Source organism: Ancylomarina sp. YFZ004, assembly GCF_054254355.1.
Genome location: NZ_JBTCHQ010000001.1, coordinates 360,150 through 377,287, shown reverse-complemented (window position 1 = coordinate 377,287; position 17,138 = coordinate 360,150). Strand labels below are relative to the sequence as shown.

The 17,138-nt window shown below is 36.7% G+C and carries 13 protein-coding genes; 5 read left to right on the top strand and 8 right to left on the bottom strand.

Features of this window, described 5'->3' with window-relative positions:
• The first annotated feature begins 108 nt into the window (after positions 1 to 108).
• The 3 genes from ACXR6G_RS01585 (at position 109) to ACXR6G_RS01575 (ending at position 2,272) form a co-directional block, all read left to right on the top strand.
• Entirely contained in the window at positions 109 to 1,071 is a 963-nt protein-coding gene (locus ACXR6G_RS01585) for an NAD(P)H-dependent flavin oxidoreductase (protein WP_458359643.1), read from the top strand.
• Between the two features lie 249 nt (positions 1,072 to 1,320).
• On the top strand, positions 1,321 to 1,782 hold the full coding sequence (locus ACXR6G_RS01580) for a hypothetical protein (protein WP_458359642.1): 462 nt from the start codon (positions 1,321 to 1,323) through the stop codon (positions 1,780 to 1,782).
• Between the two features lie 61 nt (positions 1,783 to 1,843).
• Positions 1,844 to 2,272 (top strand): DUF6789 family protein, encoded by a 429-nt coding sequence (locus ACXR6G_RS01575; protein WP_458359641.1) that lies wholly within the window; start codon positions 1,844 to 1,846, stop codon positions 2,270 to 2,272.
• Between the two features lie 217 nt (positions 2,273 to 2,489).
• On the opposite strand, the gene ACXR6G_RS01570 is transcribed toward ACXR6G_RS01575, so the two are convergent.
• The gene (locus tag ACXR6G_RS01570) at positions 2,490 to 2,693 is read right to left on the bottom strand and encodes a glycoside hydrolase family 97 C-terminal domain-containing protein (RefSeq protein ID WP_458359640.1); all 204 of its coding nucleotides are present in this window, start codon (positions 2,691 to 2,693) and stop codon (positions 2,490 to 2,492) included.
• 83 nt (positions 2,694 to 2,776) lie between these two features.
• Positions 2,777 to 5,023: a spermine/spermidine synthase domain-containing protein gene (locus ACXR6G_RS01565; RefSeq protein WP_458359639.1), complete on the bottom strand. Its 2,247-nt coding sequence runs from the start codon at positions 5,021 to 5,023 to the stop codon at positions 2,777 to 2,779.
• 769 nt (positions 5,024 to 5,792) lie between these two features.
• On the opposite strand from ACXR6G_RS01565, the gene ACXR6G_RS01560 reads away from it, so the two are divergent.
• Positions 5,793 to 6,914, top strand: a complete 1,122-nt coding sequence (locus ACXR6G_RS01560) for a hypothetical protein (protein ID WP_458359638.1) — start codon at positions 5,793 to 5,795, stop codon at positions 6,912 to 6,914.
• Between the two features lie 383 nt (positions 6,915 to 7,297).
• On the opposite strand, the gene ACXR6G_RS01555 is transcribed toward ACXR6G_RS01560, so the two are convergent.
• Genes ACXR6G_RS01555 through ACXR6G_RS01530 form a run of 6 tightly spaced genes read right to left on the bottom strand, consistent with a single transcriptional unit; the run spans position 7,298 to position 14,379 of the window.
• The gene (locus ACXR6G_RS01555; RefSeq protein ID WP_458359637.1) at positions 7,298 to 8,800 is read right to left on the bottom strand and encodes a TolC family protein; all 1,503 of its coding nucleotides are present in this window, start codon (positions 8,798 to 8,800) and stop codon (positions 7,298 to 7,300) included.
• A 22-nt stretch (positions 8,801 to 8,822) separates the two neighbouring features.
• Positions 8,823 to 9,542: an ABC transporter ATP-binding protein gene (locus ACXR6G_RS01550; RefSeq protein ID WP_458359636.1), complete on the bottom strand. Its 720-nt coding sequence runs from the start codon at positions 9,540 to 9,542 to the stop codon at positions 8,823 to 8,825.
• A 12-nt stretch (positions 9,543 to 9,554) separates the two neighbouring features.
• Positions 9,555 to 10,793, bottom strand: coding sequence for an ABC transporter permease (locus tag ACXR6G_RS01545; RefSeq protein ID WP_458359635.1), 1,239 nt, complete (start codon positions 10,791 to 10,793; stop codon positions 9,555 to 9,557).
• A 58-nt stretch (positions 10,794 to 10,851) separates the two neighbouring features.
• Positions 10,852 to 12,057, bottom strand: a complete 1,206-nt coding sequence (locus ACXR6G_RS01540; protein WP_458359634.1) for an efflux RND transporter periplasmic adaptor subunit — start codon at positions 12,055 to 12,057, stop codon at positions 10,852 to 10,854.
• Positions 12,058 to 12,071: 14 nt separating this feature from the next.
• Complete coding sequence (locus ACXR6G_RS01535; RefSeq protein WP_458359633.1) at positions 12,072 to 13,292, bottom strand: efflux RND transporter periplasmic adaptor subunit; 1,221 nt, start codon at positions 13,290 to 13,292, stop codon at positions 12,072 to 12,074.
• Between the two features lie 10 nt (positions 13,293 to 13,302).
• On the bottom strand, positions 13,303 to 14,379 hold the full coding sequence (locus ACXR6G_RS01530) for an efflux RND transporter periplasmic adaptor subunit (protein WP_458359632.1): 1,077 nt from the start codon (positions 14,377 to 14,379) through the stop codon (positions 13,303 to 13,305).
• A 771-nt stretch (positions 14,380 to 15,150) separates the two neighbouring features.
• Here ACXR6G_RS01530 and ACXR6G_RS01525 point away from each other — a divergent pair.
• Positions 15,151 to 17,046, top strand: a complete 1,896-nt coding sequence (locus ACXR6G_RS01525; protein ID WP_458359631.1) for a helix-turn-helix domain-containing protein — start codon at positions 15,151 to 15,153, stop codon at positions 17,044 to 17,046.
• The last annotated feature ends 92 nt before the right edge of the window (positions 17,047 to 17,138 follow it).

Below are 17,138 nucleotides of genomic sequence, written 5' to 3'. Positions count from 1 at the left end.
ATTCTTTCAATATTGAATCGTATCATTAGAATTAAATCTTTCAAGCTGAATATTCCTTTTCATTTACAATAAATGACTAAATTGAAATAAGCTTATAAAAGGATTAAAATGAACATACAAGAATTAAAATCGAGTTTGACATTGCCCATTATTATAGCACCTATGTTCCTGGTTTCAGGAACTGAGTTGGTGATCGAATCTTGTAAAAAAGGCGTGTTAGGTACTTTCCCTTCCTTAAATGGAAGAACACCTCAGGATTTTGAGCGTATGTTGATCGAAATCACATCAGCATTAGAAAGCTTCAAATTAGAAACAGGAATAGAACCTGCTCCTTTTGCTGTGAACCTGATTGTAAATAGAACAAACTCCAGACTGATACCAGATCTACAGCTCTGCGTCAAGTATAAAGTACCATTGGTGATCACATCATTGGGAGCATCCAAAGATGTGGTCGATGCCATTCACCAATATGGCGGTTTGGTTTTTCACGATATCATAAAAAAGAGACATGCCGAAAAAGCGATCGAAGTAGGTGTTGATGGCATCATTGCTGTTGCTGCTGGAGCAGGAGGTCATGCAGGCACAGCAAATCCATTTGCTTTAATTGATGAAATCAGATCTTTTTATAAGGGTCCTTTGGTTCTGGCAGGAGCGATCAACAGCGGGAAAGACATTTTAGCAGCAGAAAATATGGGAGCTGATTTAGCTTATATGGGTACGCGATTTATAGCTACAAACGAAAGCTTGGCAACTGATGAATACAAGGCTTCATTGATTGATTCACATATCGACGATGTTTTATATACAGATGCCGTTTCGGGTGTTTATGGCAATTTCTTAAAATCTAGTATCGAAAAAGCTGGCATTGATCTTAACCAAAAAAAAGAAGAATATTTTTCTGAACTTTCGGCACAAGATGATAAAGCCTGGAAAGATATTTGGTCTGCAGGGCAGGGTGTTGCAGGGATTAATGCGATCATTACTGTGAGCCATCTACTCGATCAAATTAAAAGGGAGTATACAGAAGTTCTCATTCAAAATGTGAAAAAACTAGAAAAATTAAAAAGTTAATAAAGCATTATATTCATTTTCAAGTACTTAATAAAGCTTAATCTTATTTAGCGTTTTGTTATATCAAGAACAGCTTGCCTGAATGGAACAACTGGTAAAATCGTTTCCAGCTTGTCATTTGTCATCTATACACTAAGCTCTTATTGGCTTCATACTCATTGTTTTTTTTTATTTAACTGTCAGGTTTTGTAACTTGTTGCGACTATTGGTTTGTAAATCAGAGTTGTTAGATCACTAAAATCAAACAAAATGAAACATGTATTTCTTGCAATCGCAATCTTAATCGGTCTTTCTGCAGCAGCTAATGCTCAAACGACTACAGAAAAGCTTAAGAAAGAAAAATCAAAAATGGAACAGAAAGCCCATGTATGTACAAAGGCGTGTGCCAGCGGTGTTCATATGTATGCACACGGAGAGAAAGAGCATAAGTGTACAGCCGAGTGTAAAAAGGCCAACACTAAAATGGAGAAAATGCAAATGAAAGCTCATGTCTGCACAAAGGCGTGTGCCAAGGGCACCTGTATTTATGCACACGGAGAGAAAGGGCACAAGTGTACAGCCGAGTGTAAAAAGGCAATGATGGATTCTGCTTCGGAGAAAATGGAAATGAAAGCCCATGTCTGCACAAAGGCGTGTGCCAAAGGTACCTGTGTTTATGCACACGGAGAGAAAGGCCATGTTTGTACTAAAGCATGTAAAACAAAGATGTAAGGACTAGAGACTTGGCAAGAGACAGCCTTCTGTTTTTTATAATTACCAAATAAAATTCACTATGATACTTAAAATTCAAAAAGGCCTTGTGGGCGGAATTACTGGAACAGCCGCTATGTCTCTATTCATGATGCTGGCACCCTTGATGGGAATACCCAAAATGAATCCAGCCCAAATGCTTTCAAGTATGATGGGGTTTCCAATACCGGTAGGTTGGCTGATGCACTTTATGATAGGCGTAACATTTGCCATGGCTTATGTATTCCTATTAATAAATCTGGTATCTAAAATTAAAAGTAGAATTCTAAAAGGGACAATCTGTGGATTGGCCATATTCATCTTCGCTCAAATTATGATGGGCATAATGGGAGCGGTAATGGGAGGTATGCCACCCATGGAAGGGAATATGGTATTAATGATGATAGGGAGTATCGCTGGGCATATCATTTTCGGAATTGTTGTTGCGCTGGTTATCAAAGAAGTTGCTTAGAACCAGTTTCAAATATTTAAATTAAGGTTTCTGATAATGAATCAGAGACCTTTTTTCTTTCTTCAGTATAAGCATGACCGATGAATATTTTCAAATTTGAGAACAGAATAGCGGACTAAAGCCAGTGGGACCGTAAAAAATAGATACAAAAATGGAGCTACCAATTGATATCGGGAGCTCCATTCTCATTTTAATCACATTTACATTATCTACTCTTTCAGATTAAAGTGATCAGTCTGGAAAGCCAACCGTCACCATGTGCTAACTTAACGGTTAGCTTATCATTTGCTAGAACTGTATTCTCTTCTTTTTTATAATCGATGGCAATACGGTTGGTATCGTCATCATCGCGGTAAAGGATCATTTTATATTTCTCTTCACCCAAAAAGGATAGGTTAAAAGCCAGATCGAGCTTGCCCAATCTTAGTTTGTCGAAGTATTTACGATAAACACAAAAATCCCAATCATGATGACTGGGATTTTTGTTGTTTATTCATGGTACAATTAGTCCTCTGTTTTAAGAGGCTTACGCAATAGGAAATAGGCTATCAGGTAGAAGATGATGGCGAGTATTAAGCCGCTTGAAAATCCGTAATTGAAAACAGGTATCAAAACCAATGTGCTACCTATAACCGAAGCTGCTCCATTTATGGCAAATCCCCAGTCAATCAGTTCACCCGTTTTCGCACTTCCTTTTACAAATGGCATTCCCATAAAGAAACCCAAAGGTGCAATAAGTGCACAGGTGATGATAATCCGCCAGATTATACCCAAGCCTGCTAGCGATGTGGTTATATAAGGGAATACTAGAATCTCCGCAATGAGCCATAAAGCAATAAACAGGAAGGGAATATGCTTCTTAAATTTTGGACTCATCAAACTACCAACTCCCGAACTGGCAAGGAGTACAAAGAGTATGGTCATAAATGTGTAAGAAGAGGAACCAATAAATAAGGTGTATTTTTGTATTAAAACGACCTCTACAGCCATAAAAGCAATCCCAATTGTGAAAAAATAGAACCATCCTGCAGCTTTGAGTTTTGACCCCTTTTTGAAGTAAGGCAGTAGGTTAAGTGGTAATATAAGAATTGCGACAATAAACAGAATAACCAGTATTATTACTTTAGCCAGTGGGAATCCCTGGAATTCATAAGGCATAAGTCGCTTCTTGATCTTTTCTATAGAAAGATTTTTCATCATGCCCAGTTGAGCTATAAATGGTTGATTGTCGTAGCAAGGTGATATATTACTTGGTAATTTTGCTTGTTGCTGCTGCCAGCCATTTACGATAATTTGATTGATCATGTTGTTTTTTACAGAATCAACAGCTGGGTACATTAGTCTGTAGTACGGGTAGTTCTCTTTATTTGCTTCATAAATGGCATCATGAATAAGTTCTTTACTTAGAGCTTGTTTCCCCATCAGAATTATTTGACGACGAAATGTGGGGAAATTATAGACTGCTATGTGAGATTTAGGATTTTCAATACCTTCACGCTTCAGTGCTTCCAATACTTCTGAAACCATTCTCGGAACATAAAACTGGTGTTCCATTAACAGATAACCTTTAGTCGATAAGGCTTTGTAATAATCTTGAAAAGCTTCGGTTGTAAATAGATAATTCTCGGCAAGGGCAAAGGAACCTGAAGCTAGAGCCGCGAAGCTGTTTGAGCTCCGTGAGTAGATGACATCAAAATGATTATCGAAACGTCGCACATAGGATCGTGCGTCTTCGCTTACGACTTTCACACGAGGATCGTTATAGATGTTACCTGAAAAATCTTTTAGAAAGCCCTTTGTCATCATTTTATTGATATGGGGATTGACTTCCACTGCATGTACTTCAGTAGCACCATCCTGTAAGGCTTGCAATACATCACCGCCTGCTCCGGCACCTAGTGACAAAAATCGACAAGAGTCGAATTGGCTTGTTAGATTGTGAGCATGAATTGTGAATTGAACTTTAAGGGAATCAGGACGATCAAAATTACCATCAAATTTAAATACGGGTGAATTGGCTGCATCGTCGATGTTTAAACCCCAGTTTTCTTCATCGTACTTAAATATTTTTAAGCGAGCCATGGCATCCCAGTGTGTGTAAATCACTTCTGCTCTTTCTTTTTTAGGTCGAGTCAGAAGTTCTGAACTATATGGCAAAGCAGTAAAGCTGGCAAGAAGAAGAATGATAGGGATGATTTTAAACCAGCGGGGAATGCATAATAATGCTGAAAGAAGGACAGGTAATGTGATCATCAAAGCAGCTTTGTCAGTCCCTATTGTATTCATCAGTAGGACAGAAATAACCACACCCATTGCTGCGCCAATTAAATCAGCCATATATAGGCGAGGCATATCTCTATGTGCTTTTCGGAAGATACTACTCAAAACAATACCGCCTGTAAAAAACGAAGAACCTAAAATAAGTATGGTGGCAATAAGTTTTAGTACCATCCAATTATCACTTAATAATTGAGTGAAATCAAGTTGTAAATGAAGAACCAGTGGGGGACCAATCAACATTAGTCCAGCCGTAATACTTAATAATCCACCGTAATTATTGATGTTTGTCAGCCATTTACTCATACGCAAGGATAAAGCTCCGAGTCCTAAGCCCAGAATACTTACACTCAATATGAGGAAAGCAAAGGTGTAAAAATATTCCGCTGAGAAAATTCTCGACCAAATAATCTCCATTGAGATTAAGGCCAGCGATAGGAGAAAGACGATTAGATTTTTGTTTGTGAGTTTCATTGACATGTAAATTAATGGAGTTTGGGTTAATTAGAACTCAATAAGGGCAATAAATAGGCCTAAGTGTTTATTAACTTAATAATCAGACTAATTACACATAAGTAATTTTATTATTGCTATTGTTTATGTTCGGTAACGGGCAGCGTATTGTTCATAATTGAACAGATTTATTGCGATGAATTGTCATTCTATTAGGTACACTAGCCTGATAGGGATGGCTAAGATCTAATTTAAACAGTATTTTGATGGGATTGCAAAATCTCTATACTCGAAACCTGAACATTGTAGTTCTGAAGGAGCTTCTACGGAACTTCAGTAGTAGCGTTTTTTTTAGTATTTATATCCACAAATAAAGCATTGCTGCTTCAGATTTGTAATCCGGGTTTAAAGAGTTGGTGATTTTCAATTTCTTTATACTACACGCATGTTAAGAGTTTTATATTCTAATATTTATATCATTAGACTTTTGTTGTATTCCACAGGGCAATAGCTATATTACCTGAATTTAAGTCTTATAGGATTGAAACTATTTCATTTGAGCATTTAAAAAGAACGAGGCCTTTTCGCTTATTTTCGGATGAATTTTCACTCACTACCCAATACATCATAAAAATTAGAAATACTGATGTTAGCTTTAAAAGTTCTAAATTTAGCCAGCCTTAAAAAGCAAGGGTGATATTGCTATGAATTCTGTATTTTACGCCCCAATTTTGATTTTTCGCTTAGAAAAACGAAATTAACCAGTTAAATTATAACATTACGAGTAATTATGACCATTCAGATTGTAGAAGTTCAGAAACAGAGTCATCGCAAAGTTTTTGTAAACTTTCCATATAAGTTGTATAAAGGTAATGAGTTCTGGGTTCCCCCTTTAAAATCAGGAGAACTGGAATTATTGATGGAAGATAAAAATCCTGCCTTTGATTTTTGCAAGGCAAAATTTTGGTTAGCCTATCAAAATGGAGAAGTTGTAGGACGTATTGGTGCCATTGTGAACATATTGGCCATCGAAAAGCAGGGTGAAAAGATTGGAAGAATTACCCGTACGGAGTTTGTTGATCAATTTGAAGTTTCAGAAAAGCTTTTTTCGGTGGCAGAAGAGTGGCTAAAAAAAGAAGGAATGATTGGGGTCAGTGGACCTCTGGGGTTTTCCAACTTGGATCATGCTGGACTCTTAATCGAAGGTCACGAGTGGCTTCCTTCCATGGCTTCGGATTATCATTTTGAATACTATCAAAATCATTTTCAAAGATTGGCTTACGAAAAGGAAATTGATTGGCTTGAATTTAGAATCAGCCTGCCTAAAACACCTCCTGAGAAAGCCAAGCGTGTTGCCGAGTTAATTAAGAAAAGATATGGTTTACAGACTGTAAGCTTCACGACCAAAAAAGAACTTGATCCCTACAAGGAGAAAATATTCAAAGTGTTTAATGATGCCTTTGCCGATTTATTCGGGACATTCAAATTGCCCGAAAAGCTCATCAGGTTTTACATCGCGAAATATTTCCCAATTCTTAATCCCCGCTATGTAAAAATCATTTTAGACAAAGAGGATAAATTAGTAGGCTTCATTATTGCTTTGCCTTCTTTATCGAAGGCGCTACAAAAAGCTAAGGGTAAACTATTGCCTTTTGGATGGTGGCACCTGAAAAAAGCCCTTGAACATCCTACCGAAATGGATTTAATGCTTACGGGAGTTGATTACGATTGCCAAAAGCTGGGCTATGTATCCATACTGATGAGTGAACTGTTGGAAACATCGAACAGCGATGGGTTGAGATTTGCAGAAACAACCGGAATGCTTGAAAATAATCATGTTGCCATTCAGTTATGGAAGTCATTCGATCATGTTCAGCACAAACGCAAACGCTGTTATCGAAAAATGTTTTAGTCTTCCGAGATTCCCATGATCAGCAACCAATACCTAAGGATGCCTCGTGTGATATTCTGAATAATTATGAAGCTGACTCTACGAGCCGGCTTTTTTCATCCTAATCTTTTTATTGCCTGCTGTCCCCACTTTTCGGCCCTTACTACTCTTGGTTGTTGGGAATGAAAAGTGCTTTTGCTTGTTTGCTCTGAAACAAGGTTCAAAGCTCCTGTAAATAACAGGCTTAAGGGACAGACAAGCTTTTGCAGTCAACAGTAAGTAGTCTATAGCAAGACACTGCCCTTGGTTCCATTTAAAGAATGGATCAAGGGCAGTGTTGATTGTGAGAGTTGATGTCAACGAAATTAATAAATCTACTGAAGCAATTCTTAAGCTTCCTTACCTTAATAAATCACATCCTGATTTTTCTCGAAATCGTAAAAAGTTTTACGCATAAGGTCAGCCAATTTTAGTTTGTAATCGATAAAAGCTCTTAGGTGCGATTCGTTGGTTTTGTCTAAACGTTCACGATCAAGTGCCAGTGTTTGACTATCGATATCGCCATTTGAAAACCTGTTCTGTGATATGGAAAAACTTTTTTCAGCTATCACTTTGTTCTTTTTTAACAGCTCTAATCGCCTTAGAGTGCTGTGTACTTCGTTTACTGTTCTGATCACCTGACTTTCAATTTCGACAGTTTGAGCTTCTTGCTGATAAACACTTTGTCTGATTCTTGCTTTTACAGCTTTTACACGTGATCGGTTTTCCCCCCAATCGAGAATAGGAATTTTCAGCTTTAATAGGACTCCAAAGTTGGCAGGTCTGTCTTTTAGAGTTCCCCATGTTCCATTAATGGCACCTCCCAAATTCTTTTTGATATCGTACTTATCCATGCCAACAAAATCATAGTAGGCTTCTAAATCACCCGATATGGTTCCTTTCGATTTAATGCGTTTTAATTCAATATTGGTTAGATCGATTTGTAGTTGTTGTTCTTTCAGTTCTAATCTGTTTTCCATTGCCTTTTTCAAAGCGATCTTAATGTCAATTTCTATAGGCTCGTAATCAAAATTACTTTTTAATTCAATGTTTTCAGACAGAGGGAGGCCTAAAACTTGCTTAAACACATTGAGTTGTGAAGAATGGTTTACTGTTGCAAGATCGTATGTATTTTGTGCTTCTCCCAAATCGACTTCCATTTGTAAGGCTTCAACTTCTCTAATTAAGCCCGCTTTGTATTTGTTTTGAGCAATTTTATAGGCTTCCGTAAGTCGGTCCATCGACATTTTAGTAATGCTCATATGTTCTTTTGATGCATTTAGGTCGTAAAAGGCTTTGCTTACTCTATAAATTAAATCAAGTTCATTTCTTTTTAATCGTTTGCTGGTTAAATCGTAATTCAAACGTGCCTTCTCATATTCAGATTTTATAGAGTTGTAAGCGTATAGAGACTGAATAGGTTGTGTTAATCCGATTCTGGTCTGTAGTTTCAAGAATTTTTCATCCTGATCGTAATCATCGGTATTGTATATGCCCGAACGTACAAACAGGCGTCCATCAGTAGGTAAGGGTTGATCGATGGTCAGACTTCCAGAGTAGGACAGTTGTTTGTTCGAAAAATAAGTCATACCCTCGCTATCCTGAAAATCAACAATTGATTCTGAGTAATTCGGAGCTGTTATATCCATATTGATATGAGTCTTGAAAGAACTGTTTGCAGCTTTTAGTTGATATTGAGCTGCATTTAACCCCTCTTTTAACATCAGCATTGTGTAACTCTGATTTTTGGCAATCTTAATACTGGTTTCTAAATCCAGTTTAATAACTAAAGTTTCTTGAGCCTTAAGTGTGATGTTGAAGGAGAAAAATAGAAGTAAAATGGCTGTTATTCTTTGTAGATTTATCATTTTTTTGCTCTTTTTGAACGGCTTATATTTGAGTTAGAATGGCGTTGCTGGGACTAATAATTGTTGTATTGAGTGCATCTTTGGTGATCAGGCCGTCGCGAATGATAATGCCACGGTCTGCCTGTTCTGCAATTTCGGGTTCATGAGTAATCAGAATAATGGTATTGCCTTCCTGATGCAGCTCTTTAAAAATCCCCATAATTTCGAATCCGGTTTTAGTATCCAAATTTCCTGTAGGTTCATCAGCAAGTATAATCCCTGGATTGGTAACCAGAGCACGAGCTATGGCTACGCGCTGTCTTTGTCCACCCGACAGTTCGTTAGGTTTGTGATTCATTCTATTTTCTAAACCCAGCCTTTTCAATGCCTTTTTAGCGAGATCTTTCCTAAGGTGTTTTTCAACGCCTGAATAGATTAAGGGTAACTCGACATTTTGCAAGGCATCCAGCTTGGGTAGAAGGTTAAAGGTTTGGAATATGAAACCAATTTTTTGATTACGAATCTCAGAGAGCTCATCGTCTGTGCGAGATGAAATATCGATGGAATCGAAGAGGTATTGTCCCGAACTAGGTGTATCCAGACATCCCAGAATATTCATAAGTGTCGATTTCCCAGAACCTGATGGTCCCATGATAGACACAAATTCGTTGGTCGCAATGTTGAGATTGACGCCTCGTAGAGCTTCAACCTCCATTTCTCCCATGATATATTTTTTTCTTAAGTCTTTAATTTCGATTAGCATGATTCAGGGGATTTATTCGTAACGAATGGATTCAATAGGACTCAAACGGGCTGCTTTTCGTGCTGGTAAATAGCCAAAAGTGACACCCACAAGTACTGAAAATAAAAAGGCTATAAGAACTGAGTATAATGTAACACTTGTTGTAATAGCTGTGGATAATGAGATGGTAATAGAGAGAGTTAAGCCTAAAATAACGCCTATAATTCCCCCTGTAATACTTAGCACCAGTGATTCGGTAATGAACTGTGAAAGAATATCATCTTTCTTTGCACCAATGGCTCTACGGACACCAATTTCTCTGGTTCGTTCCATTACTGTAGCTAGCATAATGTTCATAATACCAATGCCACCTACCAATAAAGAAATAGCAGCAATCGACCCAAGGAGAATATTATAAATGCGTCGTTCTTTTTCTTCCTGTTTCAATAATTCAATTGGGATTACAATACTAAAATCCTTATTGTTGAAATGATGACGGTTTACCAGGTTCTCAACAATTTTAGATATTTGGGTAATGTTCTCAGATCCTTCTAGTTTTATCGTTATTTGTTTTAATTCGCTGGAAAGTAATTTTTCTTTATCGAATCGTTTGTGAAAAGTAGAAAGAGGGATGTAGATATCTGAATTTAAATCCCGTGAAGCAAGTTCACCTACGGTTTCAGTAAAAAGAGATTTGCTCTTCAATACTCCAATCACTTCCAGCCATTGGTCATCAACCTTAATGCTTTGTCCTATAGGATCGTCAATAGTGAAAAATTTTGATGCGATATCCATCCCAATCACGCAAACCTTTAATTGCCTGTTCTGGTGATCTTTGTTAACAAAACTCCCACTTTCGGTTGAATAGTTGAGTATTTCTGAATAACTGGGCGTTACACCAATCAAGGTTGCTTTAACAGATTTGTCTTGGTATTTAACGTCGGCTTTTTTCTCTGCTTGTGGGGCTAAATCAACAATCTGAGGAACTATATTTCTAATAGCCCGTGCATCCTTGAGAGATAAGCCTGGAGAAAATTTGGCACGCATACTTTCCAATTCTTTATCTGAAAGATCCATGTCACGAACGATAATATTATTGACACCTAATTGTTGGTATTTTTTGATGGCCTCACGTTTGGCACCTTCACCAATGGATAGCATGGCTATGACTGAAGCTACGCCGAATATGATACCCAGCATGGTCAGAAAGGATCTGAATTTGTGCTCTCTCAAGCCGTTAAAGGCAGCTTGTACGTTTTCTTCTAATTGCATAAAGATTCTATTATTTTGACAATTAATTGGGATGTTTCAGTGATGTGATCTTAAGGGTTTAAGCTTCTTGTTCACTTGTTGGCTCTTTCTTTCTGTTGGCCTGAAATAAGGCTTGTCCCTCTATTTGTTTGCCAAGTATAAGCGTGTAATTATTATTTGAAAAGCCTATTTTGACTTCCTGCTTTTCACCCTTTTCTGGGAAAATGTAGTATTTACCCTTTTCGCGTAGTAAACAATCGTTATGCACATATATCACATTTTGATAATCGGCATAAAGAATCTGACAACTAACAGTCATTCCTGGCTTTAATCGTTCGTCATTATTAATGATTGTGATTTCAGCATCAAACACCTTAATCTTGCTGTCTTGCTCTTTAGGTTTACTGAGTTTGCCTAATGAGCTGATCTTCCCTTCAAATATAACTTCGGGTAGGGCATCTAATCTAACCTTAACCTTTTGTCCTAATTGTACTTTTTTATAATCAAGTTCATTGATACTGGTTTTCACCTTCATAGAATTGATATCTGGAACAAGTGCAAAAGACTGATTTAAGAAGATTTCATCACCAACCTTATAATTCTGTTTGGATCTTCTGTTTTGCTTGAGTTGAACAATACCATTTATTGGACTGACTATATCCAGTTTTTTGATGGCGATGTATGCTTGCTCAATCTCCAGTCTAATTTGATTTACCTTTAATTTTTGAATTTTAATTTGATTTTCTTTGATGATCTTTTGGCGCTGAATGTTACGAATGGCTTTTGTTCTGTTAATCTGAACCTGTTCAAATTCAAGCTTCTTGATCTTTCTTTTTCGTGGAGACTCAAATTTAAAAGTTTCCATCTCGAGCTCTTTCAATTCATAATTGGCCTGTTCTTCTTCAAGGGCTATTTCTAAGCTTTGCACTTGATTATCCTGCTCAATTATTTGTTTGTTTAAATTGGCTTGCTCCAGATTATATTGCGTTTCAAGTTCAATGATTCTTTTACCAACTGTTGCTTCATCTATTTTAGCAATCTTATCACCAAGCTTTACAATGGTACCATTGTCAACCAATTCGATAATTTTAAATCGAAAGCCATACCTAAATCCGATTGATGGCATGTTGATACTGACAGCATTAATGGCTAGTAATTCACCAGTTTCTGTTATTGAAGCATTAAAACTGCCCTTTTGGATTTTAAATTCAGAGTCTTTATTAGTCTTGCTGCAGGAAATGAAGAATAGCATTCCCGCCAGTAATAAGATTTTTACTTTTTCCATAATGAAATTGGGGTTTATAATTCGTCCTGCTTATTCTTTGATTCATTTTCAGGAAAGGGATTCGATAATGCGAGCTGATCTCCTTCTTTTATGCCTTCTTTTATAATGATATAATCGCTATTTGAAGCACCTATCCCCACATTTGTTTTTTTGAAGCTACTTCCTGATTTTAAGTAAACCCAGTGTAGGTTTTTTTCAGAATACAAGGCGTCTAGGGGTATGAGAAGTTCATCTTTTATTTCGTCAATCATTATTTTACAGCTAACAGTCATTCCTGGTAGCAATTTTGGTGATGTTCCATTAATTAGGGTCTCTATGGGAAAAACCTTGATCTTATCTTTACCATTTTTGCTTTCGGCTAAATTGGCAATTTTAGTTACTTGTGCAGAGAAAATGGTATCAGAGTAGGCATCTAATTTAATCTCAACCTTTTGTGAGGAACGTATCTTTGAAATATCAATTTCGTTAATCTTTACTGTAGATATAATTTGACTTAGATCAGGAAGACTAATCATAGGATTACCCGACCAAGTTTGATCCCCAACTTGCCATTTATTGTTAGTGCTCCAGTTTTTTGTTAAAATGGCTATACCTGGCGCTGGGCTAATTATGGTAAGACTTTCAAGTGCATCTTTAGCTTCAATTACCTTAGCTTCTAATTGTTTAATTTTAAGGAGAGACTGTTGTAACTCTTCGTGCTGAATTTTTTTCGTGTTTAAGATTTCTCCTTTGGCTTTACCCAATGATATTTTAGCTTTTTTAAGTTTAAGCTCAATCTCTCTTTTTGTTATTTCAGCTTCATATTCAGCCAGCTCGAAATTTATTTCGGAAATGCGATGTGAGATTTCTGTGATCTTAAAATTCGATTCTAACTCTTCCAATTTGGAGGCTTGCTCAGCCTTGTTCTTTTCCAACTCTGCTTTAGCAATGTCCAATTCATTTTCCGATTGTTCAATGGCTTTACCGACTTCAGAGGGATCGAATATCATCACTGTGTCACCTTTAATCACTTCTGTTCCGTCGTCAATAATTTTGATGATTTTAAGATTGCCAAAACGCCATGAAATGGCTGGCGAAGAAATATTGATCGAATTAGAGGCTTTTAGTTCTCCTTCTTCAGTTAAGCTTATGGAGAGATCACCCTTCTTTACTTTGTAGAGTGAAATATCATCTTTTCCATCAGGAGAACATGCAGTGCAAATGAGAATTAATAAGAAGATGCTTAGTTTATTCATTGGAGGTATCTTATTTCAGGATTTGATTTTTGTGTGGTTTTATAAGAGCTACTTTTTCTTCAGCTTTAAATCCGCTTTTTACGATAGCTTGAATGGCATTTTTATAAACGATTGTAATAGGACGTTTTTCAAACTTCTCTTGCTGTGCAACATATACCACTTGAATGCTATCTTCTGGGAAGACGGCCAGTAAGGGTATGATATAGACATTAGGGATTGATTTTGTTATAATATCGCAGCATACAGATTGCCCTGGTTTGGCTTCGAAGTTTATCGAGTCTATTTTAGCAATGACTTCAAATATTTTAACTTCTGAATTCTCTTCAATAGGTTTTCCTATTGGGGCTTTGTTTTTAATTACTCCTGTAATTATTTCATTGGATCTGGTTTTGCCTTCAAAAGGAAAATCTTTTTCTATCTGTTTACACTCTTGTTCAGTAAGAGAGAATTTGACTTGATAGGATGCAGTATTTGGAATTTTAGCTATTGCCATACCTCCCCAAACAATATCTCCTTCATTCATTAATTTATTACTCCGGCGTTGTTTTGCACGTAAAAATGTACCAGAACTTGGGGCTGTTATAATGAGTTGGTTTAGAAGTGATTTCGCACTACTTAATTGGTTTTCGGCTTGTTTAATTTTAATTGTCTTCTGACTGAGTACCGATTTATTGATCTTTTTTAAACTATTAAGTCGGTTCACCACTTTTTGTTTTTCTAGCTCAGCTTTTCTTAGTTCGAGACCGATAATTCGTTTGCGAGAACTTGAGACAAATTTTTGCTGTATGCTATCTAATTTTTTAATGGCTTCACTGGCTTCGATGGTTTCTTTTTGGGCGATCAGTAGCTGTGTGTCTAGATTTAATTGCGCTTCAGTTTTTCTGTATTCAGCTTTGGCATTATCTAAATCAGACTTAGCTTGTTCATACTTATTTGCAATTGCCTTGGCTTCGAGAATGCAAATTGTATCACCTTTTTCAACCCATTTACCGTGTTTAATCAGATAGGATATGCTTGCATCAGCTCTTAAACGAGGACATGAAATATTTAGGGTACTTGAGGGCTGAAGTTCACCAATAACAGTCAAATTATCTATGAAGTCGTTATGCTCAACCTGATGTGTGTATATATCATTTTGTTTAGAATGGCATGATGTGATTGTGAAAGATAAAAATAGAATTTTGAGGATTAGATTTTTTTGTTTTGAAAAGATTGTCATACAGGGTTGGGTCGGGTTAAAATCATGACTGATTATCTTATTGTTTATGTTTGGTATACTTATTGTTATTTAAGTCATTGCTTACTAGTGCGTTGTTGTGTTTTCTGTATTTTACAAATAATAGGTCCTTACAAGTATAGTTAAATCGTTTTTAATAAATATTAATTTAACTTTTTTTAATATAATGTTGGGTTTTGAATAAGATTATGTATTCCAGTATTTTAATGTGTTGTGTGTGGTTTGTTGTATATGTTAATTTTAAAACTAAAAAAAGCTACTCTGGAAGGAGTAACTTTTGTCTTTTCTTTGAATTCAGGATCTAGTTTATCTGTGGGCAGGCGAGATGGTGAAACAGGATTGAAATCTTGCATCAAACTCTGTTTTTAAGTTGTAATGTAACCATTGAGGGGCTTATGAATATGCCAGCTTTAAATGTGTATTTGTTTGTATATAAGTCTAGCCCTGACAGATGTTTTATCCAGGTTTCCATTTTTTTTTAAAAAATCACACTATTGTGTTGTTATTCTATCAAACGGTTGACAATAAGGTGGAAAGGGATTGTTTTGTTACTCCACAATTCTGTAACTTTGTTTTTGAGGCATTATTCTTGAATAAATTACCGTTAATTATTTATTTAATATGGAAAATCGATCTTCCTTATGCGACCAATTTTTAAAGAAAATCCATCAGAATATCGAAGATAATCTAGGTGATGAGAATTTTTCGGTATCAAATTTGGCTGAAAATGTAGGATTAAGCCGATCGATGCTACATAGAAAACTTATAAAGTTAACTGGTAAATCCGCTAGTGATCTGATCAAGGAAACTAGATTGATCCGTGCCAAAGAGCTTTTAGAGAATGACGTTGCAACTGTCTCAGAAATTGCCTACCAAGTGGGTTTTAGAAGCCCCAGTTACTTTAATAAAGTGTTTAAAAAATGCTATAAAGTTTCGCCAGGTGATGTTAGAAAAGGAATAGCTGTTCATGCCGAAGAACAACTTGTTGATACAGAGCAGAATAAAATATATTATTTGGGATTTAAGTTTTTGAAATCGAGAAAATTCGGCTTGGTTCTCATTCTGACATTGACTTTAGTGGTCGTGGGATTATACGTTCTTGAAGCTATCCATGCTAATGAAACATCAATTGCTGTTCTTCCTCTACATAATTTAACTGGACAAGCCGAAAATGACTATTTTGTTGATGGTATGCACGATGCGCTTATTGGAGAACTGGGCCAGTTTGCTTCTCTTCGTGTGATTTCAAGAACCTCAACTCTCCGCTATCGCGAACATAACATGCTATTAAAAGATATTGCAGAAGAACTCGGCGTAAATTGTATTGTGGAGGGTTCAGTTTTCGGTGTAGATGACAGTATTCGAATTTTAATTCAGCTGATGGAAGTCTTTCCAAAAGAGCGCCACATGTTAGCAAATGAATATCGCGATGGCATATCCAATGTACTGGCTGTTCAGTCTTCTGCAGTGAAAGATATAGCACAAAAAATCAATATTGAACTTTCAGCAAAAGAAGAGCAACGCCTTACAAATTCACGAACAGTAAATCCTGAAACTTACAAAGCATATTTGCGCGGGATGCATTATTTAAATCAGGGAACAAAAGAGTCATTTGAGAAAGGCATTAATTACCTGCAGCAGGCTATAGACAGAGATCCGGGAGATCCTTTTGCCTATGCTGGTTTGGCAGTGGGATATGCTTTAGTGGGGCATGGACAGCTTGACTCGAATGATGCATTTCTACGAGCTATGTCTGCTGCCAATAAGGCTATTAAATTGGATCCCACAATTGATGAAGCTTACAGCGCCTTATCCATTCTTTATTTATACCAGGTTTGGGACTGGTATAAGGCTAAAAATGCCTTTGAGAATGCCATTGCCAATAATCCCAACAGTGCAATTGCACACGCCCACTTTGCCTGGTATTACATTCTTTTTGATGATTTTAAAAAATCGATTTATCATGCTAAAAAGGCAGTTATGCTGGAACCTTTCTCAGCCTCTTACACGGCGTGGCTTGCCTTATTGTATTACCACAACAAGGAATATGACAAGGCCGAAATATGGGCAAGAAAAGCACTGGACTTAAAAGATGATGTGCCATACGGGAACCTAACTCTGGGATGGGTATTTCTTCAGAAAAAGATGTATCAGCAAGCGATTGAGTATCATGAAAAACTTCCAGTCAACGGAGCCTATTGGAAAAGCTTACGTGCATACGCCTATGTGAAGGCTGGTCAAAGGGAGAAAGCATTGGCAATATGGAATGAATTTGAAGAGTTTTCAAAAAAAAAGGAGGTCAATGCGTGTTATCGGGGTATGATAGCTGCTAGCTTGGGCTTCACCGACAAAGCCTTTGAGCTGTTAAATGATGCCTGTAATAATAAAACTTATCCCATAATCTATATTAATTTCTATCCGTGTACCGAAGACATTAGGAATGACGACAGGTATAACAAGCTACTACAAAAAATGAATCTACCATGGGAAGAGGTATTGATTACGTCGAATCAATAAGCCTGTTTATTTCCTCAATTACATTTCACATTCGGATAGCATTTTAAGGGTAAAATTTCATTATTCTTAAAAATGCAACCTAATTACCATGA